Annotated in this window: 20 protein-coding genes; 6 read left to right on the forward strand and 14 right to left on the reverse strand. The window is 72.2% G+C overall.

Translation table 11 applies throughout. The features are described 5' to 3' along the window. Positions 1-10 precede the first annotated feature (10 nt). The 5 genes from SHK17_RS14800 (at position 11) to SHK17_RS14820 (ending at position 7,392) form a co-directional block, all read left to right on the forward strand. Entirely contained in the window at positions 11-880 is an 870-nt protein-coding gene (locus SHK17_RS14800; protein ID WP_322919732.1) for a glycosyltransferase, read from the forward strand. Then, positions 877-3,003: an acyltransferase family protein gene (locus SHK17_RS14805; protein ID WP_322919733.1), complete on the forward strand. Its 2,127-nt coding sequence runs from the start codon at positions 877-879 to the stop codon at positions 3,001-3,003. Before SHK17_RS14800 ends, SHK17_RS14805 begins: the two co-directional genes overlap by 4 nt. A 66-nt stretch (positions 3,004-3,069) precedes the next feature. Then, positions 3,070-4,428, forward strand: a complete 1,359-nt coding sequence (locus tag SHK17_RS14810; protein ID WP_322919734.1) for a glycosyltransferase family 39 protein — start codon at positions 3,070-3,072, stop codon at positions 4,426-4,428. Positions 4,429-4,463: 35 nt separating this feature from the next. Beyond that, the gene (locus SHK17_RS14815) at positions 4,464-6,212 is read left to right on the forward strand and encodes a rhamnosyltransferase WsaF family glycosyltransferase (protein ID WP_322919735.1); all 1,749 of its coding nucleotides are present in this window, start codon (positions 4,464-4,466) and stop codon (positions 6,210-6,212) included. Continuing rightward, the gene (locus SHK17_RS14820) at positions 6,202-7,392 is read left to right on the forward strand and encodes a glycosyltransferase (protein ID WP_322919736.1); all 1,191 of its coding nucleotides are present in this window, start codon (positions 6,202-6,204) and stop codon (positions 7,390-7,392) included. The genes SHK17_RS14815 and SHK17_RS14820 overlap by 11 nt, the downstream gene beginning before the upstream one ends. A gap of 4 nt (positions 7,393-7,396) precedes the next feature. Here the strand turns inward: SHK17_RS14820 and SHK17_RS14825 are convergent, their stop codons facing one another. The 12 genes from SHK17_RS14825 to SHK17_RS14880 all read right to left on the reverse strand — a co-directional run bounded on the left by SHK17_RS14825 (position 7,397) and on the right by SHK17_RS14880 (position 21,183). After that, positions 7,397-9,043 carry a glycosyltransferase gene (locus tag SHK17_RS14825; RefSeq protein WP_172265092.1) on the reverse strand — a complete coding sequence of 549 codons (1,647 nt, stop codon included), beginning with the start codon at positions 9,041-9,043 and terminating at the stop codon, positions 7,397-7,399. Next, positions 9,040-9,408, reverse strand: a complete 369-nt coding sequence (locus SHK17_RS14830; protein WP_322422784.1) for a hypothetical protein — start codon at positions 9,406-9,408, stop codon at positions 9,040-9,042. Before SHK17_RS14830 ends, SHK17_RS14825 begins: the two co-directional genes overlap by 4 nt. A gap of 103 nt (positions 9,409-9,511) precedes the next feature. Next, positions 9,512-11,485, reverse strand: a complete 1,974-nt coding sequence (locus tag SHK17_RS14835; RefSeq protein ID WP_172265098.1) for a TIGR03960 family B12-binding radical SAM protein — start codon at positions 11,483-11,485, stop codon at positions 9,512-9,514. Between the two features lie 119 nt (positions 11,486-11,604). Continuing rightward, positions 11,605-12,861 carry a rod shape-determining protein RodA gene (gene rodA / locus SHK17_RS14840; protein WP_322919737.1) on the reverse strand — a complete coding sequence of 419 codons (1,257 nt, stop codon included), beginning with the start codon at positions 12,859-12,861 and terminating at the stop codon, positions 11,605-11,607. A gap of 5 nt (positions 12,862-12,866) precedes the next feature. Continuing rightward, entirely contained in the window at positions 12,867-14,978 is a 2,112-nt protein-coding gene (gene mrdA, locus SHK17_RS14845; RefSeq protein ID WP_322919738.1) for a penicillin-binding protein 2, read from the reverse strand. Beyond that, positions 14,975-15,493, reverse strand: coding sequence for a rod shape-determining protein MreD (mreD, locus tag SHK17_RS14850; protein WP_253942954.1), 519 nt, complete (start codon positions 15,491-15,493; stop codon positions 14,975-14,977). The genes mrdA and mreD overlap by 4 nt, the downstream gene beginning before the upstream one ends. Then, positions 15,490-16,428 carry a rod shape-determining protein MreC gene (gene mreC / locus SHK17_RS14855; protein ID WP_322919739.1) on the reverse strand — a complete coding sequence of 313 codons (939 nt, stop codon included), beginning with the start codon at positions 16,426-16,428 and terminating at the stop codon, positions 15,490-15,492. The genes mreD and mreC overlap by 4 nt, the downstream gene beginning before the upstream one ends. Further along, positions 16,428-17,456, reverse strand: a complete 1,029-nt coding sequence (locus SHK17_RS14860; RefSeq protein ID WP_172265107.1) for a rod shape-determining protein — start codon at positions 17,454-17,456, stop codon at positions 16,428-16,430. The genes mreC and SHK17_RS14860 overlap by 1 nt, the downstream gene beginning before the upstream one ends. Positions 17,457-17,920: 464 nt before the next feature. Continuing rightward, positions 17,921-18,349 (reverse strand): nucleoside-diphosphate kinase, encoded by a 429-nt coding sequence (gene ndk, locus SHK17_RS14865; protein ID WP_322919740.1) that lies wholly within the window; start codon positions 18,347-18,349, stop codon positions 17,921-17,923. Positions 18,350-18,417: 68 nt separating this feature from the next. After that, a complete protein-coding gene (locus SHK17_RS14870) occupies positions 18,418-18,858 on the reverse strand; it encodes a DUF4233 domain-containing protein (protein ID WP_322919741.1) in 441 nt (146 codons plus the stop codon). After that, the gene (folC, locus tag SHK17_RS14875; RefSeq protein ID WP_172265113.1) at positions 18,855-20,216 is read right to left on the reverse strand and encodes a bifunctional tetrahydrofolate synthase/dihydrofolate synthase; all 1,362 of its coding nucleotides are present in this window, start codon (positions 20,214-20,216) and stop codon (positions 18,855-18,857) included. Before folC ends, SHK17_RS14870 begins: the two co-directional genes overlap by 4 nt. Next, the gene (locus tag SHK17_RS14880) at positions 20,209-21,183 is read right to left on the reverse strand and encodes a GNAT family N-acetyltransferase (protein ID WP_322919742.1); all 975 of its coding nucleotides are present in this window, start codon (positions 21,181-21,183) and stop codon (positions 20,209-20,211) included. The genes folC and SHK17_RS14880 overlap by 8 nt, the downstream gene beginning before the upstream one ends. Before the next feature lie 77 nt (positions 21,184-21,260). Between SHK17_RS14880 and valS the strand changes: the two genes are divergently transcribed. Further along, on the forward strand, positions 21,261-23,891 hold the full coding sequence (gene valS / locus SHK17_RS14885; protein WP_322919743.1) for a valine--tRNA ligase: 2,631 nt from the start codon (positions 21,261-21,263) through the stop codon (positions 23,889-23,891). A gap of 428 nt (positions 23,892-24,319) precedes the next feature. Here valS and SHK17_RS14890 read toward each other — a convergent pair whose 3' ends face one another. Together SHK17_RS14890 and clpX are read right to left on the reverse strand one after the other, a co-directional pair. Then, positions 24,320-25,090 carry a hypothetical protein gene (locus tag SHK17_RS14890; RefSeq protein WP_322919744.1) on the reverse strand — a complete coding sequence of 257 codons (771 nt, stop codon included), beginning with the start codon at positions 25,088-25,090 and terminating at the stop codon, positions 24,320-24,322. A 121-nt stretch (positions 25,091-25,211) separates the two neighbouring features. After that, on the reverse strand, positions 25,212-26,492 hold the full coding sequence (gene clpX, locus SHK17_RS14895; protein ID WP_172265125.1) for an ATP-dependent Clp protease ATP-binding subunit ClpX: 1,281 nt from the start codon (positions 26,490-26,492) through the stop codon (positions 25,212-25,214). Positions 26,493-26,564 lie beyond the last annotated feature (72 nt).

The following is a 26,564-nucleotide window of genomic DNA, read 5'->3' on the forward strand; positions in this document are numbered from 1 at the left end:
CCCTCCAGCGGTGGGTGCCGTGATCGCCGTCTTCCGCCCCGGACCCGAGCTGGCGACCGGTCTGCGAGCTCTCGTCGACCAGGTCGACGCGGTGGTCGTGGTCGTCGACGAGCACCCCGTGTCGGGCGCGACCAGCCAGCTGCTCGACGCCTGTCGCGCGGCCGGCGCCGAGGTGGTCGAGCACGACGCCAACCGCGGCATCGGCGCCGCCCTCAACACGGGGGTCGAGCGGCTGCGCACGCTGCGTCCCGGCCTGACCCACGTGCTCACCCTCGACCAGGACTCCGTCGTGCCGGCGGGCTACGTCGCGGCGCTGCTCGCCGCCGCCTCGGCCGCGGACCGCTCCGGCGTCCCGGTCGGCATGGTGGCGCCCGCCAGCGTCGGCTCGATCCTCCGCCTCCCGCTCCGCCGGCGCGCGCCGCGCCACGGCGTCCGCGTGGGCGGCGAGCCGATCCAGTCCGGGCTGCTGGTGCCGGTCGACGTCCTCGAGCGGGTCGGCGGCTTCGACGAGACGCTGTTCATCGACGGCGTGGACACCGACTTCTGGCTGCGCGCCCTCGACCTCGGCCTCGTGTGCGTCCTCGCGCCCGACACCCGTCTCGAGCACCGGCTCGGGACGGCGATCACGGTCGGGGAGGACCGCGAGCTGCCGCTGCTCGTGGCCTCGACGTTCCGCTACTACTACCAGTGGCGCAACCTCGTGGCGCTCGTGCGCCGCCACGCCCGTCGCCACCCCGTGTGGGCGGTGCGCGCCGTCGTCCGCGCGGTGCGTCACCTGGCGATCGTCACCGCGCTGGCACCGGGGCGGCTGGCGCGTCTGCGCGAGGCGTACGGCGGCCTGCGAGCCGGCCTGCGCGGCCGGAGCGGGCCGCGGCCATGACCGACCTCCAGGCCCTCGGCAGGGCGACCTCGACCGAGCGCGTCATCGGCACCGAGATCCGGCGTGACATCCAGGCGCTGCGCGCCGTGGCCGTCACGATGGTCGTCGTCTACCACTTCTGGCCCAGCGCGCTGCCCGGCGGCTTCGTCGGGGTGGACGTCTTCTTCGTCATCTCCGGCTACCTCATCACCAGCCACCTGTGGCGCCACCCGCCCACCGACGTCCGCGGCTTCACGGAGTTCTGGTCCCGCCGGGTGGTCCGGCTCATCCCGGCCGCCGCTGCCGCGATCCTCGGCACCCTGGCGCTGGTCGTGGTCACGCTGTCGAGCGCCGAGTGGTCGGCCGCCGTGCGGCACGCCATCGCCTCCATGCTCTACGTCGAGAACTGGCTGCTGATCCACGACGCCACCGACTACCTCCGCGCGGACGCTCCCCCGTCGCCGTTCCAGCACTTCTGGTCGCTGTCGGTCGAGGAGCAGTTCTACCTCGTGTGGCCCTTCGTCATCGGGCTGGCCGTGCTCGCCACCCGCTCCCGGCCCGAGCGCCGGCACCGCGCCATGGTGCTCGTCGTGGGTGCCGCCGTGCTCGCGAGCTTCGCCCACGGCCTGCTGCTCACCGGCAGCAACCCCCCGGCGGCCTACTTCGCCAGCCCGGCGCGCATGTGGGAGCTCGCCGTCGGCGGCCTGCTGGCCCTCCTGCACGTGGGCGGCGCCCGGCGCGGCTCCGACCGCACGCGGGCGACGCTCGCCTGGGCCGGCCTGGGTGGGCTCGCGCTCAGCTGCGTGCTGATCACCGGCACCACGCCGTTCCCGGGCTGGGCCGCGCTCCTGCCCACGGTGGCCACGCTGGCGCTGCTGCACGCGGGCGACCCCGCCGGGCGCTTCACCCTGCGCCCCGCGATGCACGCGCGCGGCGTCCAGCTCGTCGGCGACGTGTCCTACGCGGCGTACCTCTGGCACTGGCCGCTCGCGCTCCTCGTCCCGCCCGCCCTCGCCGACGGCGAGGGTGCCCAGCAGGTCGTCAAGGTCGCCCTCCTTCCCGTCCTCGTGCTGGTGGCCTGGGTGAGCACGGTGCACCTGGAGAACCCCCTGCGCCGGGTGCCCACCGGCGGCTCGCTGCGTCGTCGCGCCGCGGTCGTGCTCGTGCTGTGCACGGCGCTGGTGCTCGGCTCCGCGCTCGCGGTCCGGGCGGTGGTCGAGCGTCGCAGCGAGGCGGTCCGCGAGCGGGTCGACGCGCTGACGACGGGCGTCGAGGTGACGCCGTGCGTCGGCGCGGCCGCCCTCGACCCGGGTGCCGACTGCGACCCCGACGCCACCCCGATCACCACGCCCGAGTTCGCGCGTGGCGACATCCCGACCACCATCACCGTCGGCGGATGCCTCAACTGGCCGCCCTTCGGCGAGCTGGTCTCGTGCAGCTTCGGCGACACCGAGGCGCCGACCGAGAAGATCGCACTCCTGGGCAACTCGCACGCCGGCCACCTGCTCCCGCCGGTCGAGGTGCTCGGCAAGGAGGAGGGATGGCAGGTCGACTCGTACGTCATCGGCGTGTGCCAGCCGTCGGTGGAGCCCGTACCTCATCCCGCCCCCGTGTCGGGGGTGCCGCCGGAGCAGCTGAGGGCGGACTGCGAGCGGCTCAACCGTGAGAGCCTCGAGCGGATCACGACCCAGGACTACTCCTTGGTCGTGATGTCCACGCTCGACCACGACCCGGCCCACGAGGTGGCGGAGGACAACATCTACCGCTCGACGCTGGAGACGATCACCGACGCGGGCGTACCGGTGCTCGTGGTCCGTGACACCCCGGCGTCGATGGACCAGGCGCAGGACCCGCCGACCTGCCTGGGGTTGAACGCCGCCGACCCGTCGGTCTGCGACGGGACGCCGCAGGAGTGGATCCGTCAGGACCCCCTCACCACGGCGGCCGAGGGCAGCGACTCCCCGCTCGTGCACCGCGTCGACCTCAACGACCACATCTGCACGGACACCAGGTGTCCCGCGATCCTCGGCGGGATCATCACCTACGCCGACTTCAACCACCTGTCCGCCACGTTCTCCCGCACGCTGGCGCCCTACCTCGGTCCGGCGATGCTCGCGGCGATGGAGGAGCCCGAGGAGGGCTGACGGCGTGCGCGGCGCCTATACTCGCGCGTCGACCACCTGACCTCGACCGTGCGGGGGACCTCACGCATGTTGACCCGGCCCCGCTGGGCGCTCGCCGCCCTCCTGGCGATCATCGGCGTGTCCTTCGCCTTCGTCGCCGTGCACGTCGAGTCCTACACGCGCCTCAGCCCCATCGACGAGCTCTCGCACCTCGACTACATGTTCCGCGCACCGGCCGTGCTGGCGCCCGGCGACAAGGTCGAGCAGCAGGCGATGTACGAGCAGGCGTGCCGCGGCGTCGACGCACCGGGCTTCGACCCGGTGCTGTGCGACCGCGACCACGAGTACGACGCGGACATCTACCAGGAGCACGGCTTCAACACGGCCGCCACCAACACGCCGATCTACTACACCGCGACCCGCGCCGTCGCGGAGGTCGTCCGCGCGCTGACCCCGACGGGCAGCCTCTTCGTCGCCGGCCGCCTGGCGAGCGGCATCTGGCTCGCGCTGGGGCTGGCCCTCGTCTACCTCGCCGGGCGCCGCGCCGGCATCCGGCCCGCCCCGCTGCTGGCGGTGCTCGCCCTGCTCCCGGCCTCACCGGCCATCCTCTACCCCAGCGCCACCGTCACCCCGGACGCGATGGGCCTGGTGGCCGGCGCCCTGGTGGTCCTCGCCGCCCTCGCCTGGGAGCGTCGACCCGACCGGGTGCGCACCGCGGTCCTGGTCCTGGTGTGCGTGCTCGTGCCGCTCATCAAGCTCACCAACATCGTGGCCGTGGCGGCGCTGGTCTTCTACCTGGCGTTCAACCGCCCTCGGCAGGCCGCGTCGGAGCGACGGTCCGACGAGGACGCGACGGACGGACCGGACGAGGCCCGCCCGATCCCCGCCCGACAGCGCTGGACGACCGGCGCGGTGGCGGGTGTCGCAGCCGTCGTCGCGGGCGGCGCCTGGACGGTCATCAGCAACTCGCGCAACCACGCCGACCCCGACGACGTGCCCGACATGGCGGTGCGCTTCGCCGTCACCGAGTTCCCGTGGAACGGCCTGCTCGACAGCGCGCTCATCATGGCGCAGCCGCTCTCCCAGCCGTGGGTGGGCGTCGGGACGCCGTCCCTGCTGTTCTTCACCACCACCGTCGTCTCGCTGGTGCTGATCGCGGGGACCGCGGCCGCGGCGTTCTTCTCCACCGGCACGCCGCGCGCGACCGTCGCCGCCCGCGCGATGCTGGCGGCTGCGGTGCTGGTCGCGCTCGGCCTGGTGACGATGGGCTACGTCACGGCGTCGCAGTACTTCCCCCTGCCGGCGCGCTACGGGGTGGCGCTCGTGCCGGGGATGGTGCTGGTCACCGCCGGCATGCTGCGCACCCGCTCGTCGGTCGCGATCACCGCCGGGCTGGCCGTCGTCGTCCTCGTGTTCACCGCGGCCCGCGTCATCGGCCTCCCCTGAGCCTGGGCACCCCCGCGGTCAACTACCATCCCCGGGTGAGCGATCAGCCGAAGTCGGACGCCGACCTCCTGCGGGAGTCGGAGCTCTTCGACGTGGAGTTCTACCTGCGCAAGAACCCCGACGTGCGCACCTCCGGGATCGACCCGGTCCTGCACTACCTGCGCCAGGGCGCCCGCGACGGGCGCGACCCGTCGAAGGCCTTCTCCACCAACGCCTACCTGCGCCGCAACGACGACGTGGGCCAGATGAACCCGCTCGTGCACTACCTCCGCGTGGGCAAGCCCGCCGGGCGCGCGCTCAACCCGCTCGAGGACGACCTCCGCCTGGTCCGCGAGTCCGGGTTCTTCGACGAGGACTACTACCGCCACTTCAAGCCCGACCTGCCCGCCGAGCGCGACGCCGTACGCCACTACCTCCGCTTCGGCCGTCGCGACGGGCTCGACCCGAGCGAGAGGTTCTCGACCTCCGGCTACCTCCGGCAGAACCCGGACGTCGCGAGGACGACGTGGAACCCGCTCGTCCACTACCTCCGGCACGGCCGCACCGAGGGGCGCATCGCCCCCCGCGGCGCGCTGCGCGAGCCCTACTTCGACGCGCTCTACGCCGACCGCTGGGCGCAGATCGCCCCGATGCCCGTCACCAAGGTGGCGGGGGGGTCGCACCGCATCACCATCGTCACCGACAGCGTGGCGCCGCACAGCCTCTTCGGCGGCGTCGGCACCGCCATCATCCTCGGGGTCGAGATCGCCAACCGCCTCGGCGCGAGCCTGCGGCTGGTCACCCGCACCGACGCGCCCGACGGGCAGGTGATCTCCCTGCTGCAGGAGGCGACCGGAATCCGGCTGGAGGGCGTCCTCGAGCTCGACCAGGTGTCCACCGACGGCACGCAGCGCCTGCAGTTCACCGACCGCGACATCGTCATGACCACGTCGTGGTGGACCACCCGCTCGGTGCTCGACAGCGACGTCCCCCGCGAGCAGGTCCTCTACCTGCTGCAGGAGGACGAGCGGATGTTCTACGCCTTCGGCGACGAGCGCCTGCTGTGCAGCGAGACGCTGGCCGAGCCCGACCTGGCCGTCGTCGTCAACACCTCGCGCCTGCTGAGCCACCTCGTCGCGGACGGGCTCCCCCACCTGCGCGAGCAGGCCGTCGCGCTCGAGCCGGCGTTCCCCGGCGAGGTGGCGACCACCCCCGCCGGCTCCGGCGACGGTCGGCGCAACTTCTTCTTCTACTCACGCCCGCACAACGCCCGGAACCTGTTCTGGCGGGGCGGGCAGGTCATCGCGCGCGCGGTGGAGTCGCGGCTGCTCGACCCGGACGAGTGGCGCTTCCACTTCGTGGGCCGCGGGACGCCCGACCTCACGCTGCCGCGCGACGTCCAGGTCGAGGTCGTCGAGGGCCTCAGCTGGACCGACTACCAGGCCTTCGTGCGGACGATGGACGCGGCGCTGGTGCTCATGGACACCCCCCACCCCTCCTACCCGCCGTACGACCTCGCATCGGTGGGTGCGGCCGTGCTGACCAACTCCCACGGCATCAAGACCGACCTGTCCGACATCTCCGACAACATCATCGTGGCCCCGTCCACCGTCGACGGGCTGCTGGCCGGGCTCGAGCGGCTGGTCGCGCTGGCCCGTGACCCCCAGCAGCGGGCGGCCAACGTCGCCGCCGACCACATCGGTCGCGACTGGGCCGCCGCGACGGCGCCCGTCGTCGACTGGGTGGTCGACCGGTTCGGTGCCGTGGTCGGCCCGCGGCAGGACGACGGTCTCCATGTTCTCTGACCTGCCCGAGGCCCCGACCGACGTGGCGGACCTCTGGGACTCGTCGATGGCCGAGCGGGTCGGCACCATGCTCGACGGCGAGCGCCGTGTCGCCTTCGTCTACCGCACGCCCGACACCAGCACGTTCCGCTACCGCGTCTCCAACGTCGTCGACGCCCTCAACCACGACCCCGGCGGCACGGTCCGCGCGGGCTGGTTCTGCGACGACGAGCTGCGGGCGCTCACCCGCCTGGTGCCGCAGCTCGACCTCGTGGTCGTCGCGCGCTACCCCTACGGGGCGGCCCTGCGCGAGCTCATCCAGCGCGCCGAGAAGCACGGCGTGCCCCTCGTCTTCGACTGCGACGACCTGGTCTTCGACGTCCGCTTCGCCGAGCTCGTCATGTCGTCGCTCGGCAAGGACCAGGACGTCAACGCCGAGTGGGACGTGTGGTTCGCCTACATGGGCCGGCTCAACGCGTCCCTCCGCGCGTGCCGCGGCGCGCTGACCACCAACGGCACCCTGGCCGACCAGCTCTCGGCGTTCGTCGACGACGAGGTCTCGATCGTGCCCAACGTGATGAACCGCGAGCAGCAGGCCTACTCCCGCGCGATCCTCGAGCACAAGCTCGCGTCCGGCTGGAAGCGCTCGGGCCCGGTGACGATCGGCTACTTCAGCGGCACCCCGTCGCACGTGCGGGACTTCTCGGTCGCCAGCGGGGCCCTCGCCCGGCTCCTCGACCGCGACTCCGACGTCGCCGTCCGCATCGTCGGCTACCTCGACGACCTGGCCGAGCTCGAGCGCCACCGCGACCGCGTCGAGTTCCTCCCGTTCATGCACTACGTCGCGCTGCAGCGCGCGATCGGCGAGGTCGAGGTCAACATCGCCCCGCTCCAGCACACGCCGTTCAACATCTGCAAGTCCGACCTCAAGTACTTCGAGGCCGCGGCGGTGGGCACGTGGACGGTCGCCTCGCACACCCCGTCCCTCGACGACGCCATCCAGGACGGGACCACCGGCCGGCTCGCCAAGGCGCACGAGTGGGACGCGGCCCTCGCCGAGGCGGTGGACCTGGCGCGCGACACCGGCCGCTACGCCGAGCTGGGTGCCGCCGCCGCGCACGCCGCCCACGAGCGGTGGGCGTGGGACTCGGTGACCGAGCCGTTCCACCGGGCGCTCGCGCCCTACGTCTCCGCTCGGTGACCCGCTAGCCGGAGCTCGTGCCGGACCGCTCGAAGAGGTCGTCGGGCAGCTGCTGGACGCGCCTGAGGTTGGGCATCGCCACGGCGCGGGGCGTGAACGCGTCCTCGTCGGGCACCCCCCAGCGGGACACGACGGCCAGCCGCTCCCACTCGTGCACGCGGGACTCCCGCGTGCGCGACTCGTAGTGGTAGAGCTCGCAGGTGGCGACGAAGACCGTACGCCGCCCGCTCGCGGCGACCTTGTAGCAGAGGTCCACGTCGTTGAAGTTGCCCGGCAGCGCCTCGGAGAACCCGCCGACCTCGAAGAACACGTCACGGCGCATCGCGGCACAGGCGGCCGTCACGCCGGTGACCTCGCGGTTGACCACGAGCTCGCCGAACGGCCCGACCTCGTCGCGGGTCCAGAACTTGAACGGGTGGTGGTAGCCCGCGTTGTAGTAGGCGTGGCCGGCGTGCTGCACGGTCTGGTCGCTGAAGTAGAGCTTGGCGCCGGTGAGCCCCACGTCCTCCTCGTCGAGCGGGGCGACCAGCTGCTCGAGCCACCGCGGCGAGATCACCTCGACGTCGTCGTTGAGGAAGACCAGGCGCTCGCCGCTGGCGTGGCAAACCCCTACGTTGATCTTCTCGCTGAAGTTGAACGGCCGGTCGAAGGGCACGTCGACGAGCCGGTCACCGGCGACGGCGCGGAGCTCGTCGAGCACGCCCGGAGGCGTGTGGGAGTCGTGGACCACCACGACCTCGACGTCCGCGTGCTCGGTGTGCTCGAGGAGCGAGCGCACGGCGTCGACCACGAGCACCCGGCGCACCCCCCGCACGATCGAGGACTGGCCGGCCGTGGGGATGACGACCGAGACCCGCACGTCCGGCGACAGCCGGCGGTCGACGACGTAGCGTCCCGGCTCGGCGCCGGGACCGGCGACCGCGTCGATGCCGAGCCGGTCGAGGTGCTCCTGCACCGCGCGGATGCCGGCGGTCTCGGCGTAGGGCTTGGCCTCGATGTCGACGGCGGTGGAGCCCTCGACCGCCCGCCAGTGGTAGAGCACCTCCGGCACGTGGACGACCCGCCGGGCCCGCTCGGTCACCCGCAGCACGAGGTCGTGGTCCTGCGAGCCCTCGAAGCCCTCCCGGAAGCCGCCGACCTCGCGGACCAGGCTGGTGCGGAGCACGGAGAGGTGGGAGGTGTACATCTGGCCCCGCAGCCGCTCCGGGGACCAGTCGGGCTTGTGGAACGCGCCGTACGTCGTGCCGTCGGCACCGACCTTGTCCTCGTCGGTGTAGAGGTAGTCCACGTCGTCGTGGCGGTCGATCGCGTTGACCACCTGCGTGAGGGCGTGCGGCACCAGCAGGTCGTCGTGGTCGAGCAGGGCGATGAACTCGCCGGCCGCGGCGGCCACGCCGTCGTTGGAGGCCGCCACGATGTGGCCGTTGACGTCGCGCTCGACCAGCGTGATGCGCGGGTCGCGCTGGGCGTACTGGGCGATGACGATCGGCACCGCGGCGTTCGACGAGAAGTCGTCGACCATGATCAGCTCCCAGTCCTCGAAGTCCTGGGCGATCACCGACTCGATGCACTCCTTGAGCACGTCGACGGGCGGGTCGTAGACGGGTGTGACGATGGAGAAGCGCGGGGTCGCGCTGCGCCGGGGGCTCACCTCAGGGCGCTCCGCACCCGACGGGCGGCCCGCCGGGCGACCGACGGACGCGCCGACCCGGCGCCCTCGAGCTCGGCGACCCGAGCGCGGTTGCGGTCCAGGCGGGGACGGAGGTCGTCGAGACGGCGGCGCAGCTCGTCGCGCTGCTCGGTGAGCCGCTTGGTGCGCCGGCGTGCCTGGCGCAGCTCCATGGTGACGCGGGTGAGGTCGCGGTGGAGGCGACCGTTCTCGGCCTCGATGCCCACGACGTGGTCCTGGACGGTCAGCAGGTGGTGCCGGGCCTCGGCCACTTCAGCGCGGAGCCGCTCGAGCTCCTGCCGGTCGCCCCGGTCCCGTCCCTCCGACGTCGTCGCGTCCTGGGTCACGCTGTCTCCTCCGCTCGCTCCCGCTGTTGCGCGCGTCAGGTTATCCCACGCCCGGCGGCTCCCGACGGGGCGCGACGGGGCTTGCGACGCGGTGACCGGGTCGTCAGACGACCGACAGCGGCAGGAGCGTCTGGCCCGTCGGGCCGACCTGGATCTCGGTGCCCATCTCCGGGCACACGCCGCAGTCGTAGCACGGGGTCCAGCGGCAGTCCTCGATCTCGATGTCGGCGCCCTCGGCGGCCGCGAGCGCGTCCTCCCAGTCACCCCACAGCCAGTCCTTGTCGAGGCCGGAGTCGAGGTGCTCCCAGGGCAGCACCTCGTCGTAGTCGCGCTCGCGGGTGGTGTACCAGTCGACGTCGACGCCGGTGCCGGCGAGCGCGCGCTCGGCGGCCAGCATCCAGCGGTCGTAGGAGAAGTGCTCGCTCCAGCCGTCGAACCGGCCGCCGTCGCGCCACACCTCCTCGATGACCCGACCCACGCGGCGGTCGCCGCGCGAGAGCAGGCCCTCGACGATGCCGGGCTTGCCGTCGTGGTAGCGGAACCCGATGGCCCGGCCGTACTTCTTGTCGTCCCGGACGGTGTCGCGGAGCTTCTTGAGCCGCTCGTCGGTCGTCACGTGGTCCAGCTGCGCGGCCCACTGGAACGGCGTGTGCGGCTTGGGCACGAAGCCGCCGATGGAGACGGTGCAGCGGATGTCGTTGCGGCCCGAGACCTCGCGGCCCTTGGCGATGACCCGCTTGGCGAGCTCGGCGACCTGCAGGACGTCCTCGTCGGTCTCGGTGGGGAGGCCGACCATGAAGTAGAGCTTCACCTGCCGCCAGCCGTGGGAGTACGCCGCCGCGACGGTGCGGATCAGGTCCTCCTCGGTGACCATCTTGTTGATCACCTTGCGCATCCGCTCCGAGCCGCCCTCGGGGGCGAACGTCAGGCCCGAGCGGCGGCCGTTGCGGGAGAACTCGTTGGCGAGGGTGATGTTGAAGGCGTCGACGCGGGTGCTGGGCAGCGACAGCGAGACGTTGGAGCCCTCGTAGCGGTCGGCGAGACCCTTGGCGACCTCACCGATCTCGGTGTGGTCGGCGCTGGAGAGCGACAGGAGGCCGACCTCCTCGAAGCCCGACTTGCGGATGCCGTTCTCGACCATGTCGCCGATGGTCTTGATGGACCGCTCGCGCACCGGCCGGGTGATCATGCCCGCCTGGCAGAACCGGCAGCCGCGGGTGCAGCCGCGGAAGATCTCCACCGAGAACCGCTCGTGCACCGTCTCGGCCAGCGGCACGAGCGGGTTGGCGGGGTAGGGCCACTGGTCGAGGTCCATGAGCGTGTGCTTGCGCACCCGGAACGGGATCCCGGGACGGTTGGGCACCACGGCCTCGATGGAGCCGTCCTGGGCGTAGGCGACGTCGTAGAAGCGCGGGACGTAGATGTTGCCGGTGACGGCGAGACGTCGCAGCAGCTCCTCGCGGCCGCCCGGCCGGTCCTCGGCCTTCCACTCGCGCACCACCTCGGAGATCGCGAGCACGACCTCCTCGCCGTCGCCGAGCACCGCGGCGTCGACGAAGTCGGCGATCGGCTCGGGGTTGAACGCCGCGTGACCGCCGGCGATGACGACGGGGTCGTCCTCGCCGCGGTCGGCCGCGTGCAGCGGGATGCCGGCGAGGTCGAGCGCGTTGAGCATGTTGGTGTAGCCGAGCTCGGTGGAGAAGCTCAGGCCGAAGAGGTCGAAGGCACCGACGGGACGGTGGCCGTCGACGGTGAACTGCGGGATCGGGCCGTGCTCGTCGCCGGTGCGCATGACCTGCTCCATGTCGGGCCACACCGAGTAGGTGCGCTCGGCGAGGATCCAGTCGCGCTCGTTGAGCACCTCGTAGAGGATCTGCACGCCCTGGTTGGGCAGGCCGACCTCGTAGGCGTCGGGATACATCAGCGCCCAGCGGACCGTGGGTCCGCCCGTCGCCGAGCTCGCGGCGCAGTCCCAGTCCTTGACGACGGAGTTGAGCTCGCCGCCGACGTACTGGATGGGCTTCTGCACGGACGGCAGCTTCGCCTCCAGGCGCGGGAAGACCGACGCGACGGACATGTGGGGAACACCTCGATGCGGGACGGGGACGGACGACGGGTGGGACAGCGACAGCCGGAGGGGCCACGCGAGGGGTGGCCGACCATCAAGGTTACGTCCCCGCCGCGGCTGCCACCTAGTCAGCGGGCAGCGGGACGCGCCGTGGCGAGCAGCCGGGACGGCACGGCACCCGCCGACCTGAGGTGGATGTTCTGCAGCAGGCCGAGGGCCAGCATGCCGGCGAAGAGCGAGCTGCCGCCGTAGGAGACGAACGGCAGGGGGACGCCGGTCACGGGCATGATGCCCAGGCACATGCCGATGTTCTGGAAGGCCTGGAAGCCCCACCAGCAGGCGATGCCGGCGGCGGCGACCCGCCCGAACAGGTCGCCCGCGCGTGCCGAGATGGTCAGCGCCCGCCAGATCACGACGGCCAGCAGGAGGATCATCAGGCCGGAGCCCAGCAGGCCGAGCTCCTCCCCGGCGACGGTGAAGATGAAGTCGGTGTGCTGCTCGGGGACGAAGCCGGAGCGGGTCTGGGAGCCGTCGAACAGCCCCTGGCCGAACAGGCCGCCGTTGCCGACGGCGATGCGCGCCTGCTCGACGTTGTAGCCCGCCCCGCGGGGGTCGAGGCCGGGGTTGGTGAAGGCCAGGAACCGGTCGACCTGGTAGGGCTTGAGCACGCCGGCGGACACCGCGGCGACCGCCCCGACGACGGCACCCAGGGTGAGCCCGACGAGCCAGCGGCGCCCGGCGCCCGCGATGGCGAGGACGCCGAAGACGGTGGCGGACAGGACGAGCATGGTGCCGAGGTCGGGCTGCAGCAGGATGAGGACCGCGGGCACGCCGGCGATGGCGAGCATCGCGACCACCTCGAGGCTGCCCACGCCCCGGCCCCAGCGGCGCTCGGTGCGTTCGGCGACCACCAGCGCCATGCCGATGACGACGGCCAGCTTGGCGAGCTCGGAGGGCTGGATCGACATGCTGCCGAGCTGGATCCACGAGCGGGACCCGTTGACCGTGCTGCCGGCCACGAGCACCATCACCAGCCCGCCGACGCTGGCCAGGTAGGCCAGCGGGGCCAGGATCCGCACCCACCGGTGGTCGGTGGCGACCACGGCGACCATCAGCACCAGGCCGATCGCGACGTTGACCAGCTGCTTGCGGAGGTAGGCGTCCGGGTCACCCCCGGTGAGCTCGGCGCGCGTCGCGGTGGCCGACCAGATCAACAGGGTGCCCATCACGACGAGCGCCAGCGTGGCGAGCAGCAGCACCCAGTCGAGGCCGGGGACGCGGAGGGTGCCGCCCGACTGGCCGGGGCGGGACGCAGGTCGCGAGGAAGGCCGGGAGGCAGGTCGCGAGGCAGGTCGCGAGGTGGTGCGCGGGGACATGACGGACATCGCGCTCACTCCCCCACGGCCGGCGGCATGATCGACCCGTCGTCGAGGAACTGCGGCAGCCTGGCCGGCGACACGGTGCCGGGGATCGCCGCCCGCGCGGGGCGTACGGTCTCGCCCTCGATGCCGTAGAGGGCTTCCCAGATGGCGCGGATGCCGTCACCGGTGGAGCCGGAGCCGGTGCCGCCCTGGCTGATCATCATCACCACGACGTAGTCCTCGGTGTAGGAGGCGACCCAGCCGGTGGACTGCTTGCCGTAGACCTCGGCCGATCCGGTCTTGGCGCGGACGGTGACGTCGTCGAGGGGGAAGCCGCCGAGCTTCCACGCCATCGTGCCGACCCTGCTGACGTTCTGCAGCGCGCCGTCGATGTAGTCGAGGTACTTCTGCGGGACGTCGACCTCGGCCACCTTGCGAGGGGCGAGGCGACGCAGGACCGTGCCGTCCGGGCTGACCAGCGCCTTGGCGACGGTCGGGGCCCACAGCGTGCCGCCGTTGGCGAGCGCGCCGTAGGCACGGGCCAGCTGGAGCGGGGTGACGATCGTGTCGCCCTGCCCGATGGAGAAGTTGACGGCGTCGCCGGCGCGGTAGAGGTTGCCCTCGAGGCAGAACTCGCGGGAGAAGCGGTAGACGAAGTCGCTCGTGCCGTCGGTCTGCGGCTTGTCGGCGATGCCGCAGTAGTAGTCCTTCTGCGACTCGTAGTAGGCCTGCTTCCACCGGCGGTCGGCGATGCGCCCCGGCGCCTCGCCCGGCAGGTCGATGCCGGTGCGCGAGCCGAAGCCGAAGTCCTTCGCCTCCTGCACCAGCGGGTCCTTGGCGCCGAGGTCGGCCGGGTCGCTGCCGAAGCGCTGCCAGAAGTCGTAACCGATGCGGTAGAAGAACGTGTTGCAGGAGACCTCGAGCGCCTTCGCGAAGCCGATCGAGCCGTAGGCCCCGGACTCGTAGTTCTTGAACACCCGGTTGCCGACCTGGAAGCCGGACGAGCACGCCAGCGCGGTGTCCGTGGAGTAGCCGTTGGTCAGCGCACCGGCGGTCATGAACGGCTTCCACGTCGAGCCGGGCGCGAACTGGCCCTGGGTGGCGCGCGACAGCAGGGGCGTGCCGGCCTCCTCCGAGTAGAGCCGGGCGAGCTCGGACTCGCTGATGCCACCGGTCCACACGTCGGGGTCGTACGTCGGCTGGCTGGCCATCGCGACGACCCGGCCGGTGCGGGCGTCGAGGACGACCGCGGCGCCGGAGTCGGCCTCGTAGCGGCGTCCGGTGACCGGGTCGACGGTGGCGCGCTGCACCTTGATGCGCTCGGCGAGCTGCCTCTCGACCACCGACTGGACCTTGGCGTCGATCGAGGTCACGAGGGTGTCGCCGGGGGTGCTCTCGACGACGGAGTCGTCGCCCAGGACGCGGCCCATCGAGTCGACGGCGACGCGGCGGTAGCCGGGCAGCCCGCGCAGCCACTCGTCGTACTGCTTCTCGACGCCGGCGCGGCCGACCACCGAGGCGCCGTTGAGCGAGCGGTCGTCGCGCTCGGCGGCGAGGTCGAACTCGTCCTCGGTGACGGGGCTGAGGTAGCCGAGCACGTGGGCGAGGTTGATGCCGAAGGGTCGCGGGTAGGAGCGGACGCTCTGCTGCTCGGCGAGCACGCCGGGATAGTCCTCGGGCTGCTCGAGCACCCGCAGCGCGACGGACTTGGGGACGTCGGTGGCGACCGGGACCGGCTGGTAGGGCGAGCCGTTCCAGCACACGTCGCGGACGCTGCCGGGGTCGCCGCAGGTGACCAGCCGGGCCTCGACGTCCTCGGGCTCGGCGTCGACGACGACGGACACCCGGCGGACCAGCTCGGTGCGCTGGCGCTCCTCGAGCTTGCCGAGCAGGGTGCGGTCGACCGAGATGACCCACGAGGTGCGGTTGGCCACGAGCGGACGGCCCTGGTCGTCGACGATGAGGCCCCGCTGCGGCTGGACCACGATGTCGCGCACCGACTGGTCGGCGGCCTGCGCCTGGTAGGACTCCCCGCCGATGACCTGCAGGTAGTAGAGCCGGACGAACAGCGTCGCGAAGAGGGAGAACACCAGCGCCTGCACGACGACCAGCCGGAGCCGGCTCCTGGTGGTCGTGCTCACGAGGCCGCCCACTGGGGGTGGAGCCGGGCGAACAGCTTCATCAGTGGCGGCAGCACGAACGGCGTGAGCAGCACGTCCCAGACCACCGCGATGAGCACCACCTCGAGCAGCCCCGTCACCGACATCGCCGGGTCGGACAGCAGCACGCCGCTCAGCGCGAAGAGGGAGGTGGCCGCGAAGGAGGCGGCCGCCACCGTGCCCACCACCGCGAGCGCGGTCGGCTTGACGTCCTGGCGGACCCGGGCGGCGAGGAACGCCGCGACCGTGAGGGCCAGGGCCCAGCGACCGGCGACGTGGTCGGCCGGCGGCGCCAGGTCGAGGACGAGGCCCGCGGTGAAGCCGAGCACGAGGGCGAAGGGGGCCTCGACGGTCAGCGCGGCGGCCACCACCACGAGGAGGCACAGGTTGGGCACGATGCCGTGCCAGGCGACGTGCGGGAACAGCGAGACCTGCACGACGAGCGCGACCAGGACGGCGCCGAGCGCGGCGACCCAGCGGAGCGAGCCCAGGCTCATCGCAGGCTCCCGTCGGCCTCGACGATCGCCCGGTCGCTGTCGGAGCCGCTCGGCACCATCACGCCGACGACGTCGAGGGAGGAGAAGTCCACGAACGGCTTGACCACCGCCCGCTGCGACGCCTCGCGGAGCGAGCTGTAGACCTCGGTGATCGTGCCGATCGGCACGCCGGGGGCGTAGGGACCGGTGGTGCTCCCCCACGTGACGACGGTGTCGTCGCGGGCCGGGACCGAGGCGTCGTCGACGAGACGCAGGTCGAGCCCCGACTCGTGGTCGAGCGAGCCGCTGCCCGTCACGAAGCCGATCTCCATGCTCGAGCCGACCCGGCCGCCCACGGTCGAGTCGGGGTCGATGACCAGCAGGACGGTGGCCGTGCCGCGGGTCACCCGCAGCACCCGCCCGACCAGGCCGTCGTTGTTGACCACCGTCATGTCGGGGCCGATGCCGGCCTCGGAGCCGGCGTCGATGGTGACGGTGAAGCTCTGCGACTGGCGCGACCCGACGGCCACCACGCGGGCCGGGACCAGGGCCGAGCCCAGGTCGGCCGCGGCGGCGGTGAGGCCGTCGTACTGCTCGAGGCGGTTGCGGTCGAAGCCGGCGAGCTCGACCTTGCCCCGCAGCTCGGCGTTGCGGGCCTCGAGGTCGCGGACCCGGTCGGCGAGGTCATCCTTGCTGCGGAACCAGTCGGGCACCGCGGTGAAGGGGCGTACGGCGGCGGCCGCGGCCGACTCGGCCGGCCCGACCGCCTCGCCCACCACCCGGCGCGCGGGCTCGAGCGGCGAGCCGCCGTCGCCGGACACGTCGAGCGTGATCAGCGTGATGCTCGCCAGCACGAGCGCCACGAGCAGCGAGCGCGGCGGGCGGTTGCGCGACTCCAGCCGGTCGAGGCCGGTCCAGCGCCGCTCGCGACCGTCGTGTCCCCCGAACGCACCCATCAGAAGCGCCTCGGGTCCGAGACGAGGACCTGCTGGAGCGCCTCGAACTCCTCCACGCACTTGCCGGCGCCGTAGGCGACCGACGACAGCGGGTCCTCGGCGACGTGCACGGGCATGCCGGTCTCGTGGCGCAGCCGCTCGTCGAGGCCGCGCAGCATCGCGCCGCCCCCGGTGAGCACGATGCCGCGGTCCATGATGTCGCCGGCCAGCTCGGGCGGCGTCTGGTCGAGGGTGGTGCGGACCGCGTCGATGATGTTGTGCAGCGGCTCCTCGAGCGCCTGCCGCAGCTCCGAGCTGGACACCACGACGGTGCGCGGGAGGCCGGACACCATGTCGCGACCGCGGATCTCGGCGTCGGGCTCGGTGGGGAGCGGGAAGGCCGAGCCGAGGGTCATCTTCATCTCCTCGGCGGTGCGCTCCCCCAGCATCAGGGAGTACTCCTTCTTCATCCACGCGATGATCGCCTGGTCGAGGTCGTCGCCCGCGGTGCGCACCGACAGGCTGGTCACGATGCCGCCGAGGCTGATGACGGCCACCTCGGTCGTGCCGCCGCCGACGTCGACCACCATGTTGCCGGTGGCCTCGTGGACGGGCAGGCCGGCGCCGATCGCGGCGGCCATCGGCTCCTCGACGATGTAGACCCGGCGAGCACCGGCCTGGTAGCCGGCCTCCTTGACCGCTCGCTGCTCGACGGCGGTGATCCCGCTCGGCACGCAGATGACCATGCGGGGCTTGGCGAAGTAGCGGCGGCGGTGCACCTGGTGGATGAAGTAGCGCAGCATCTGCTCGGTCGCCTCGAAGTCGGCGATCACGCCGTCCTTCAGCGGGCGGATGGCGGCGATGTTGTCGGGGGTGCGCCCGATCATCCGCTTGGCCTCGTGGCCGACGGCCAGCACCTCGCCGGTCGTGGTGTTCATGGCGACGACGGACGGCTCGTCGAGGACGACGCCCTTGCCGCGGACGTAGACGAGCGTGTTGGCGGTGCCGAGGTCGACGGCCATGTCTCGGCCGATCAAGCTGTGTGCCATGCCTCTGGTGCCCTTGCAGGTCGGGTCGTGCCGGGAAGAGGGGACGACAACCGCAGCCGACCCGTGTCTCAGGGTAGGTAAGCGATTTGCCGGTTCCCGGCAGGACACGCGCGGCGAGCGCTGACCGGCTGCAGCCGGCTTGGTGGCGGCACATCCCACGGATTCACCCGGCGTGGTGGCGGCACATCACCGTCGTCGGGGTCTCGGAGGCGCGACCTGCCGCCACCCCCAGAGTCTCCCGGCCGGGGTGGCGGCACATCACAACGGTCGGGGGCTCAGAGGCGCGATCCGCCGCCACCCCCAGAGTCTCACCGGCCGGGGTGGCGGCACATCACAACGGTCGGGGGCTCGCAGGCGCGATCCCGCCACCCCCAGAGTTTCGCCGGCCGGGGTGGCGGCACATCACAACGGTCGAGGCCTTGTAGGCGCGATCTGCCGCCACCCCGGGGCCGCGGCAGCGGGGCTCAGCCCAGGTCGGAGAACCAGATCCCGATCTCGCGGGCGGCCGACTCCTCGGAGTCCGAGCCGTGCACGAGGTTCTGCTGGACCGCGAGGCCCCAGTCGCGACCGAGGTCGCCGCGGATGGTGCCCGGGGCGGCGACCGTCGGGTCGGTGGCGCCGGCGAGCGAGCGGAACCCCTCGATGCAGCGCTGGCCCTGGATCACGACGGCGAGCACCGGGCCGGACAGCATGAACTCCACGAGCGGCTCGTAGAACGGCTTGCCCTCGTGCTCGGCGTAGTGGACGGCGAGGATCTCGGGGGTCGCCTGCCGCAGCTCGACGGCCGCGAGCGTGTAGCCCTTGGCCTCGATCCGGCGGAGGATCTCGCCCGAGAGGCCGCGGCGCACGCCGTCGGGCTTGACGAGGACGAGGGAGCGCTGGACGTCGGTCATGCGAGCAGCCTAGCCAGCACGCGCGGTGGGCCGGCGCCCAGTCCTGCCCCGGTCCCGGTGGGTGGGGCTCAGCCCTGCTCGGCGCGGTACGCCGCCCACGCGGCGGCCCGCTCCCGCTCGATCTTGCGGCCCAGCAGGTCGGCCGTCGCCCACAGTGCGGCGAACACGGCACCGAGCACGAACATCGCCGGCACGACGAACCCGAGGCCCACGGCCGCGACCTGGACGGCGTACCCGGCGCCGTAGGCCCACTCCGCGCGCAGCATGCCGGCGAGGAGCAGGCAGACCACGGCGAGGCCGAGGCCGATGCTGACGGCGGTGCCGGTCGGGACGTCGGCGATCGTGATCATGACCGGGGTGGTGAGGCCCAGGGTGATGGCCTCGAGGCTCAGCACCGCGGCGCACATGCCACGCCGCGGCGAGCGCTCGGCCGCGGCGGCCGGGGGCGGGGCCGGGTCCTGGCCCGGCTCGTCGGGCTCGCCCGCGGGGTTCGGCGCCGACGTGCTCATCGGCGGCCCTTGAGCAGCGAGCGCGCCTCGCCCACCGTGACGACGGAGCCGGTGACCAGCACCGCGCCGGCGCCGATGGAGACGTCGATCGCCTCGTGCGCCTCGGCCAGCGTGGCCGCGCGGTCGATGGCCTCTGCCAGGTCGGGGACCACGCTGACCCGGTCCTCGCCGAAGACCTCGCTCGCGACGCGGCCGAGGGCGGCCGCCGACATCGAGCGCGGGGTGGAGTTCTGCGTGCACACCACGTGCGTGAGGTGCGGCTCGAAGGCGGTCAGGAGGCCCTCGGCGTCCTTGTCCTCCATCACGCCCATCACGCCGACGAGCGGGCTGAACGAGAACGAGTCCTCAAGCGCCTCGCCGACCGCCTCGGCGCCGTGGGGGTTGTGCGCGGCGTCCAGCACGATGGTGGGGCTGCGCCGGATGATCTCCAGCCGGCCGGGCGAGGTGACCTCGGCGAACGCCGCCCGGACCAGGTCGTCGTCGAGGACGCCCGTGCCCGCGAAGGCCTCGACGGCCGCCAGGGCGACCGCGGCGTTCTGCGCCTGGTGGGCGCCGTAGAGGGGAAGGAACACCTCGTCGTAGCGCGCCCGCAGCCCCTGCAGCGAGACCACCTGGCCGCCGACCGCCGGGGTGCGGGCGGCGACGCCGAACTCGATGCCCTCGCGCGCGACCGTGGCGCCGACCTCGGTGGCCCGCGCCAGCAGCACGGCGGCCACCTCGGGGGTCTGCTCGGCCAGCACGGCGACGGAGCCCGGCTTGATGATCCCGGCCTTCTCGACCGCGATCGTGGCCGGGTCATCGCCGAGGTACTTGGCGTGGTCGACCGCGATCGGCAGCACGACGGCGACGTCGGCGTCGACGACGTTGGTCGCGTCCCAGCTGCCGCCCATGCCGACCTCGATCACCGCGACGTCGACCGGGGCGTCGGCGAAGGCGGAGTAGGCCATGCCGACGACGGTCTCGAAGAAGCTGAGGGGGTGGTCCTGCTCGGCGTCGACGAGGTGGGTGTAGGGGGCCACGTCGTTGAACGCGCGGACGAACGCCTCGTCGTCGAGCGGCTCGCCGTCGATCGTGATCCGCTCGCTCATCCGCTCCAGGTGCGGGGAGGTGAACCGGCCCGTGCGCAGGTCCAGCGCACGCAGCAGCGTCTCGACCATCCGGCTCGTGCTGGTCTTGCCGTTGGTGCCGGTCAGGTGGACCGCGCGGAACGAGCGCTGCGGCTCCCCGAGCAGCTCGATGAAGGCCTCGATCCGGTCCAGGCTCGGCTCGAGCTTGCTCTCGGGCCAGCGGGACAGGAGGGCGTCCTCGACCTCGTCGAAGGTCTGGGCGAGCCGGGGCGTGTCGGGAGCGTCAGTCATGGCTCCTCGAGTCTAGGGACACGTGCTCGCGGGGCACGACCCGCGGAGGCTGGGGCGCACCGCCCGGGCGGACGAGGTGCTCGGCCATCTCGACGGCCGGCTCGTAGCCGAGGGCGGCGTAGATCTTGTTGGACGTCGGGTTGGCCCGGTCGGTGAACAGGCACATCCGGTGGCCGGCCTCGAGCCCGCGGCGGGTCAGCTCGCCGACGACGTACGACGCGATGCCGCGCCCCCGGTGCTCGCGGGGGGTGTAGACCGGGCCGACGCGCGAGACGCCGAAGGAGGGCAGTCCGGCCCCGGTCAGGTGGGCGACCGTGCCGTCCGGCAGCTCCCACAACCACTCGACCCCCTCGCGGATCCGCACGAGGACGCTGTCGAGCGTGTTGTGCTCGCCCGACGTGGGGTCGGGCTCGCGACCCGCCTGCTCGTCGGCCTCGACGTGGAACGCCTCGAACCACGCGAGCACCAGGTCGGCGTCGTCCTCCGTGGCGAGGCGCAGCCGACCCTCGGGCGGCGGAGGGACGTGCACCGTGGTGGCCTCCCACAGCCGGGTGGCCTTGGCGACGACCACCTCGCCGCCGGTGAGCTCGGCGGTCGTGCGAGCCAGCACGTCGGCCCCGGGCAGGGCCCCGTTGGCGCCGCCGAGGAGCTCACCACGCCCGTGCAGCGCGACGGCGAGGGCGCGCGCGGCGTCGTCCGGCATCGGCAGGGAGAACGTCGGGTAGGGCTTGAACGGCGCCGTCCGCATCGCCGCGCTCACGACCTCGCCGGATCCGTCGCGCACGACGGCCCACCAGCGCGCAAAGGGGGCGTCGACCTCGAGCCACTCGTCGCGGCCGTCGGCCAGCTCGCGCGACGTCCGCTCGCTCACGCTGGCGATCACGCTGCCCAGCACGGGGTCCGCGGCGAGCACGTCGCCGGCCGCCTCGAGGAACGGCTGCGGGGTGTCGAAGAACTCCAGCTCCATGCGCCGACGCTAGCGACGGACGACGGCCGGTCGATACTCGTTTTCGCAGGCAGGAGGCCCGTCAATAGACTTCCGGCATGACTGAGACTCCTGCCACCCAGACGCCGGACGCCGGCCCGGACACGACGAGCACCGACGCGCGTGCCGTCGTCGTACCGGAGCGTCCCGCCCTGGAGGGCCTGGAGGAGAAGTGGTCGCGCACGTGGGCCGAGAACGACACGTACGCCTTCGACCGCACGCAGCCGCGCGAGAACGTCTATTCCATCGACACGCCGCCGCCGACCGTCAGCGGGTCGCTGCACGTGGGTCACGTCTACTCCTACAGCCACACCGACCTGATCGCGCGCTATCAGCGCATGCAGGGCAAGGCCGTGTTCTACCCAATCGGCTGGGACGACAACGGCCTGCCGACCGAGCGTCGGGTCCAGAACTACTTCGGCGTCCGGTGCGACCCCGCCCTGCCCTACGACGCCGACTTCACGCCGCCGGAGAAGCCGGACCCCAAGAAGCAGGTCCCGATCAGCCGGCCCAACTTCATCGAGCTGTGCGAGCAGCTGGTCGTCGAGGACGAGAAGGCCTTCGAGGCCCTGTGGCGCCAGCTCGGCCTGTCGGTCCAGTGGGACCCGACCTACACCACCATCGGCGACCACTCGCGCACCGTGAGCCAGCGGGCGTTCCTGCGCAACTTCGCCCGCGGCGAGGCCTACCTCTCCGAGGCGCCCACGCTCTGGGACGTCACCTTCCAGACGGCCGTCGCCCAGGCCGAGCTCGAGGCGCGCGACTACCCCGGCCACTACCACCGCATCGCCTTCCACCGCCCCGACGGCACCCCGCTGCACATCGAGACGACGCGCCCCGAGCTCATCCCGAGCGTCGTCGCGCTGGTCGCCCACCCCGACGACGAGCGCTACCAGGGCCTGTTCGGCACCACGGTCACGTCGCCGGTCTTCGGCGTGGAGATCCCCGTCCTGGCACACCCGGCGGCCGAGCCCGACAAGGGCGCCGGCATCGCGATGTGCTGCACCTTCGGCGACCTCACCGACGTGATGTGGTGGCGCGAGCTCAGCCTCCCGGTCCGCACGGTGGTCGGCCGCGACGGCCGGCTCACCCGCGAGACCCCCGAGTGGCTGGCCGCCGACGCCGCGTCGACGGCGTACGCCGAGCTGGCGGGCAAGACGACGTTCAGCGCCCGCGAGGCGATGGTCGGCCTGCTCCGCGAGTCGGGCGACCTCGACGGCGAGCCGACGCCGACCCAGCGGATGGCGAACTTCTACGAGAAGGGCGACAAGCCGCTCGAGATCGTCGCCACCCGCCAGTGGTACATCAAGAACGGCGGGAAGGACGCGGCGCTGCGCAAGGAGATGCTGGTCCGCGGCGAGGAGATCACCTGGATCCCCGCGCACATGAAGCACCGCTACGACAACTGGGTCGGCGGCCTCAACGGCGACTGGCTCATCTCGCGCCAGCGCTTCTTCGGCGTCCCGTTCCCGGTCTGGTACCCCCTCGACGCCGACGGTGAGCCCGACCACGACCACCCGCTGATGCCCAGCGAGGACCAGCTGCCGGTCGACCCGTCGACGCAGGCGCCGCACGGCTACACCGAGGACCAGCGCGGCAGGCCCGGCGGCTTCGTCGGCGACCCCGACGTGATGGACACGTGGGCCACCTCGTCCCTCACGCCGCAGATCGCCGGCATGTGGGCGGTCGACGACGACCTGTTCTCGCGGGTCTTCCCCTACGACCTCGCGACCCAGGCCCACGACATCATCCGCACCTGGCTGTTCGCCCGCGTCGTCCGCGCCGACTTCGAGCACCAGGCCGCGCCGTGGTCGCACGCCATGATCTCCGGCTTCATCGTCGACCCCGACCGCAAGAAGATGTCGAAGTCCAAGGGCAACGTCGTCGTCCCGACCGACATCCTCGACAAGTACGGCGCCGACGCCGTCCGCTGGCGCGCCGCCATCGGCCGTCCCGGCTCCGACTCGCCCTTCGACGAGTCGCAGATGAAGGTCGGCCGCCGGCTGGCGATGAAGGTCCTCAACGCCTCGAAGTTCGTCCTCGGCAACGTCGGGGCGACGCACCTGACCCCCAGCGCCGTCAGCGCACCGGTGGACTGCGCGCTGCTCGGGCGGCTCGAGATCGTGGTCCGCAGGGCCACCGAGGCCTTCGACGCCTACGACTACACGACCGCGCTCGAGGTCACCGAGAAGTTCTTCTGGGAGTTCTGCGACGACTACCTCGAGCTGGTCAAGGAGCGCGCCTACCGCACCGAGGGCGGTGCGGCCACCGACTCGGCCCGCGCCACGCTCGCGATCGCGCTGCACACGCAGCTGCGGCTGCTCGCGCCGTTCCTGCCCTACGCCACCGAGGAGGTCTGGTCGTGGTGGCAGGAGGGGTCGATCCACCACGCCTCGTGGCCGACCGCTGCGGACCTCGGCTCCGCCGCTGCCGCCCAGCCGCTGGTGCTCGACGCCGTCGCGGGCGCCCTCACCGGGATCCGCGGGGCGAAGTCGCAGGCCAAGGCCAAGATGCGCGCCCCGCTCTCCCGCGTGGTGATCACCGGCCCGTCGTCGCTGGTCGACGCGGCCCAGCAGGCCGAGGACGACTTGCGCGCCGTCGGCACCATCGTCGGCGACTTGGAGTTCGTCACCGACGAGTCCGCGACCGAGCTGCGGGTCAGCGCGGAGCTCGCACCGACGGAGGAGTGACCTCGAGCGGTGAGTGAGGCAGGTTCCGGGACTCCGGAACGTGTCTCACCCACCGCTGCTCGCCCTGGGCGGTGAGTGAGGCACCTTTGAGGCCCGGAGACCTTGCGTCACTCACCGCCACCCCGGCGTGTGCGTACGACGCGCGCGAGCGCCGCCTCAGCCACATTTCGAGCCTCGAGCATGTGGCTCAGCCACCGTCGCCCCGGCGCGGCGCGTACGACGCGCGCGCGAGCGGTGAGTGAGGCAGCTTCTGACGCCCGGAAACCTGCGTCACTCACCGCCGCCCCGGCGCGGCGCGTACGACGCGCGCGTGAGCGGTGAGTGAGGCAGCTTCTGACGCCCGGAAACCTGCGTCACTCACCGCCCCCACGGCGTGTGTCGTACGAAGCGCGCGCGAGCGGTGGCTCAGCCACCGCCCGGGCGACGGACTAGCGTCTGGCCTTCGCCGCAGCCTTGGCAGCGTCCCGCTCAGCCTTATCCGCAGCCTTCGCCGCGTCCCGCTCAGCCCTATCCGCAGCCTTCGCCGCGTCCCGCTCAGCCTTCTCCGCAGCCTTCGCCGCGTCCCGCTCAGCCTTCTCCGCAGCCTTCGCCGCGTCCCGCTCAGCCTTCGCAGCCGCCTTGGCAGCGTCACGCTCAGCCTTCGCAGCCGCCTTGGCAGCGTCACGCTCAGCCTTCGCAGCCGCCTTGGCTGCGTCGCGCTCAGCCTTCGCCGCAGCCTTGGCAGCGTCGCGCTCAGCCTTCGCGGCAGCCTTGTCAGCCGCCTTCTCGGTCGCCTCGGCGGCCTCGCGCTCGGCCTTCTCTGCGGCCTGCTCGGCCTCGCGGTCGCGCGATTCCCGCTCGCGGGACTGCTGCTCGTTCGTGGAGGTGCGAACCTGGTCCCCCGCACGACCGGACATCGCGGCGCCAGTGGCCTCGGCGCCCCGGGCGGAGCCCGAGCCGGAGAGCGAGGCGGCCGCGGCAGCGGCGGTGAGGGCGAGCGGCTGGGCGCTCAGCTCGGCGGGGATGACGACCTCGACCGGCTCCGTCGACCGCGGCGCGGGCGCAGCGTCAGGCCTGACGGACGTGGCGGCGGCGATCGGCTTGCCGGGGCGCAGGAAGTCCGCACCCCATCCACGACCCACCGAGACAGCCATCAGGACCGCGCACAGCACGGCCACGAGCGCGAAGCCGATGAGCGGCCTCTTCTGGTCGACCCCCACGGGTTCCCCTTCCCACATGCTGACGAGACGCCAGTGTGGGCGGGTCATGACGCGTGATCCGCGTCGATGGCCCGGAATGGCCCGAAATGACTAGGAGCGACTAGTCACGTGGGACCAGGGGTCAGGCGGACTTCTTCTTCCGGCCCTCGGACTCGCGCGGGATCAGCGTGGGCGCGACGTCGTCCTCGACGACCTCGCGGGTCACGATCACCTTCGCGACGTCGCCGCGGGAGGGGACGTCGTACATGACGTAGAGGAGGACCTCCTCGATGATCGCGCGCAGGCCGCGGGCGCCGGTGCCGCGCTCGAGGGCCGCCTCGGCGATCGAGTCGATCGCCTCGTCGGTGAACTCGAGCTCGACGCCATCGAGGTCGAAGAGCTTCTGGTACTGCTTGACCAGCGCGTTGCGCGGCTCGGTGAGGATCTGCACGAGCGCCTCGCGGTCGAGCTTGCTCACGCTCGCGATCAGCGGGAGCCGACCGATGAACTCGGGGATCAGCCCGAACTTCGTGAGGTCCTCGGGACGCACCTGGGCCAGCAGGTCGTCGCTGTCGCGATCGGCCTGGCTGCGCATCTCGGCGGTGAAGCCGAGGGACTTCTTGCCCACCCGCTGCTCGACGATCTGCTCGAGACCGGCGAACGCGCCACCCACGATGAAGAGGATGTTGGTGGTGTCGATCTGGATGAACTCCTGGTGGGGGTGCTTGCGCCCACCCTGCGGGGGCACCGACGCGGTCGTGCCCTCCAGCATCTTGAGCAGCGCCTGCTGGACGCCCTCACCGGAGACGTCGCGCGTGATCGAGGGGTTCTCCGACTTGCGGGCCACCTTGTCGATCTCGTCGATGTAGATGATGCCCGTCTCGGCCTTCTTGACGTCGTAGTCGGCGGCCTGGATCAGCTTGAGGAGGATGTTCTCGACGTCCTCGCCGACGTAGCCGGCCTCGGTCAGCGCCGTGGCGTCCGCGATCGCGAACGGGACGTTGAGCATCCGGGCCAGCGTCTGGGCGAGGTAGGTCTTGCCGCAGCCGGTCGGCCCGATCACCAAGATGTTGGACTTGGCCACCTCGACCACGTCGTCCTTGGCCTTGCCGCTGACCGGCTGCAGGCCCGCCTGCACGCGCTTGTAGTGGTTGTAGACCGCCACGGCCAGGGACTTCTTGGCGTGCTCCTGGCCGATGACGTAGGAGTTGAGGAACTCGAAGATCTCACGGGGCTTGGGCAGCTCCTCGAGGCTGACCTCGGAGCCCTCGGCGAGCTCCTCCTCGATGATCTCGTTGCAGAGCTCGATGCACTCGTCGCAGATGTAGACGTTGGGGCCAGCGATGAGCTTCTTGACCTGCTTCTGGCTCTTTCCGCAGAAGTTGCACTTGAGCAGGTCGCCGCCGTCACCGATACGTGCCACGAGTTGTGTCCTCCAGTCTCGCCGGGTGGGGGCCCCGGCATTCAACACCTTGCAACGGGCCCCACGACGGTA

Source organism: Nocardioides renjunii (assembly GCF_034661175.1).
Taxonomy (GTDB): domain Bacteria; phylum Actinomycetota; class Actinomycetes; order Propionibacteriales; family Nocardioidaceae; genus Nocardioides; species Nocardioides renjunii.

What these genes read in the sequence shown, in the direction of transcription:
- SHK17_RS14805 (WP_322919733.1), top strand. Translation starts at nt 877, where the DNA reads ATGACCGACCTCCAGGCCCTCGGCAGGGCGACCTCGACCGAGCGCGTC.
- SHK17_RS14810 (WP_322919734.1), top strand. Translation starts at nt 3,070, where the DNA reads ATGTTGACCCGGCCCCGCTGGGCGCTCGCCGCCCTCCTGGCGATCATC.
- SHK17_RS14820 (WP_322919736.1), top strand. Translation starts at nt 6,202, where the DNA reads ATGTTCTCTGACCTGCCCGAGGCCCCGACCGACGTGGCGGACCTCTGG.
- SHK17_RS14835 (WP_172265098.1), bottom strand. Translation starts at nt 11,485, where the DNA reads ATGTCCGTCGCGTCGGTCTTCCCGCGCCTGGAGGCGAAGCTGCCGTCC.
- rodA (WP_322919737.1), bottom strand. Translation starts at nt 12,861, where the DNA reads ATGTCCGTCATGTCCCCGCGCACCACCTCGCGACCTGCCTCGCGACCT.
- mreD (WP_253942954.1), bottom strand. Translation starts at nt 15,493, where the DNA reads ATGAGCCTGGGCTCGCTCCGCTGGGTCGCCGCGCTCGGCGCCGTCCTG.
- mreC (WP_322919739.1), bottom strand. Translation starts at nt 16,428, where the DNA reads ATGGGTGCGTTCGGGGGACACGACGGTCGCGAGCGGCGCTGGACCGGC.
- SHK17_RS14860 (WP_172265107.1), bottom strand. Translation starts at nt 17,456, where the DNA reads ATGGCACACAGCTTGATCGGCCGAGACATGGCCGTCGACCTCGGCACC.
- ndk (WP_322919740.1), bottom strand. Translation starts at nt 18,349, where the DNA reads ATGACCGACGTCCAGCGCTCCCTCGTCCTCGTCAAGCCCGACGGCGTG.
- SHK17_RS14870 (WP_322919741.1), bottom strand. Translation starts at nt 18,858, where the DNA reads ATGAGCACGTCGGCGCCGAACCCCGCGGGCGAGCCCGACGAGCCGGGC.
- folC (WP_172265113.1), bottom strand. Translation starts at nt 20,216, where the DNA reads ATGACTGACGCTCCCGACACGCCCCGGCTCGCCCAGACCTTCGACGAG.
- SHK17_RS14880 (WP_322919742.1), bottom strand. Translation starts at nt 21,183, where the DNA reads ATGGAGCTGGAGTTCTTCGACACCCCGCAGCCGTTCCTCGAGGCGGCC.
- valS (WP_322919743.1), top strand. Translation starts at nt 21,261, where the DNA reads ATGACTGAGACTCCTGCCACCCAGACGCCGGACGCCGGCCCGGACACG.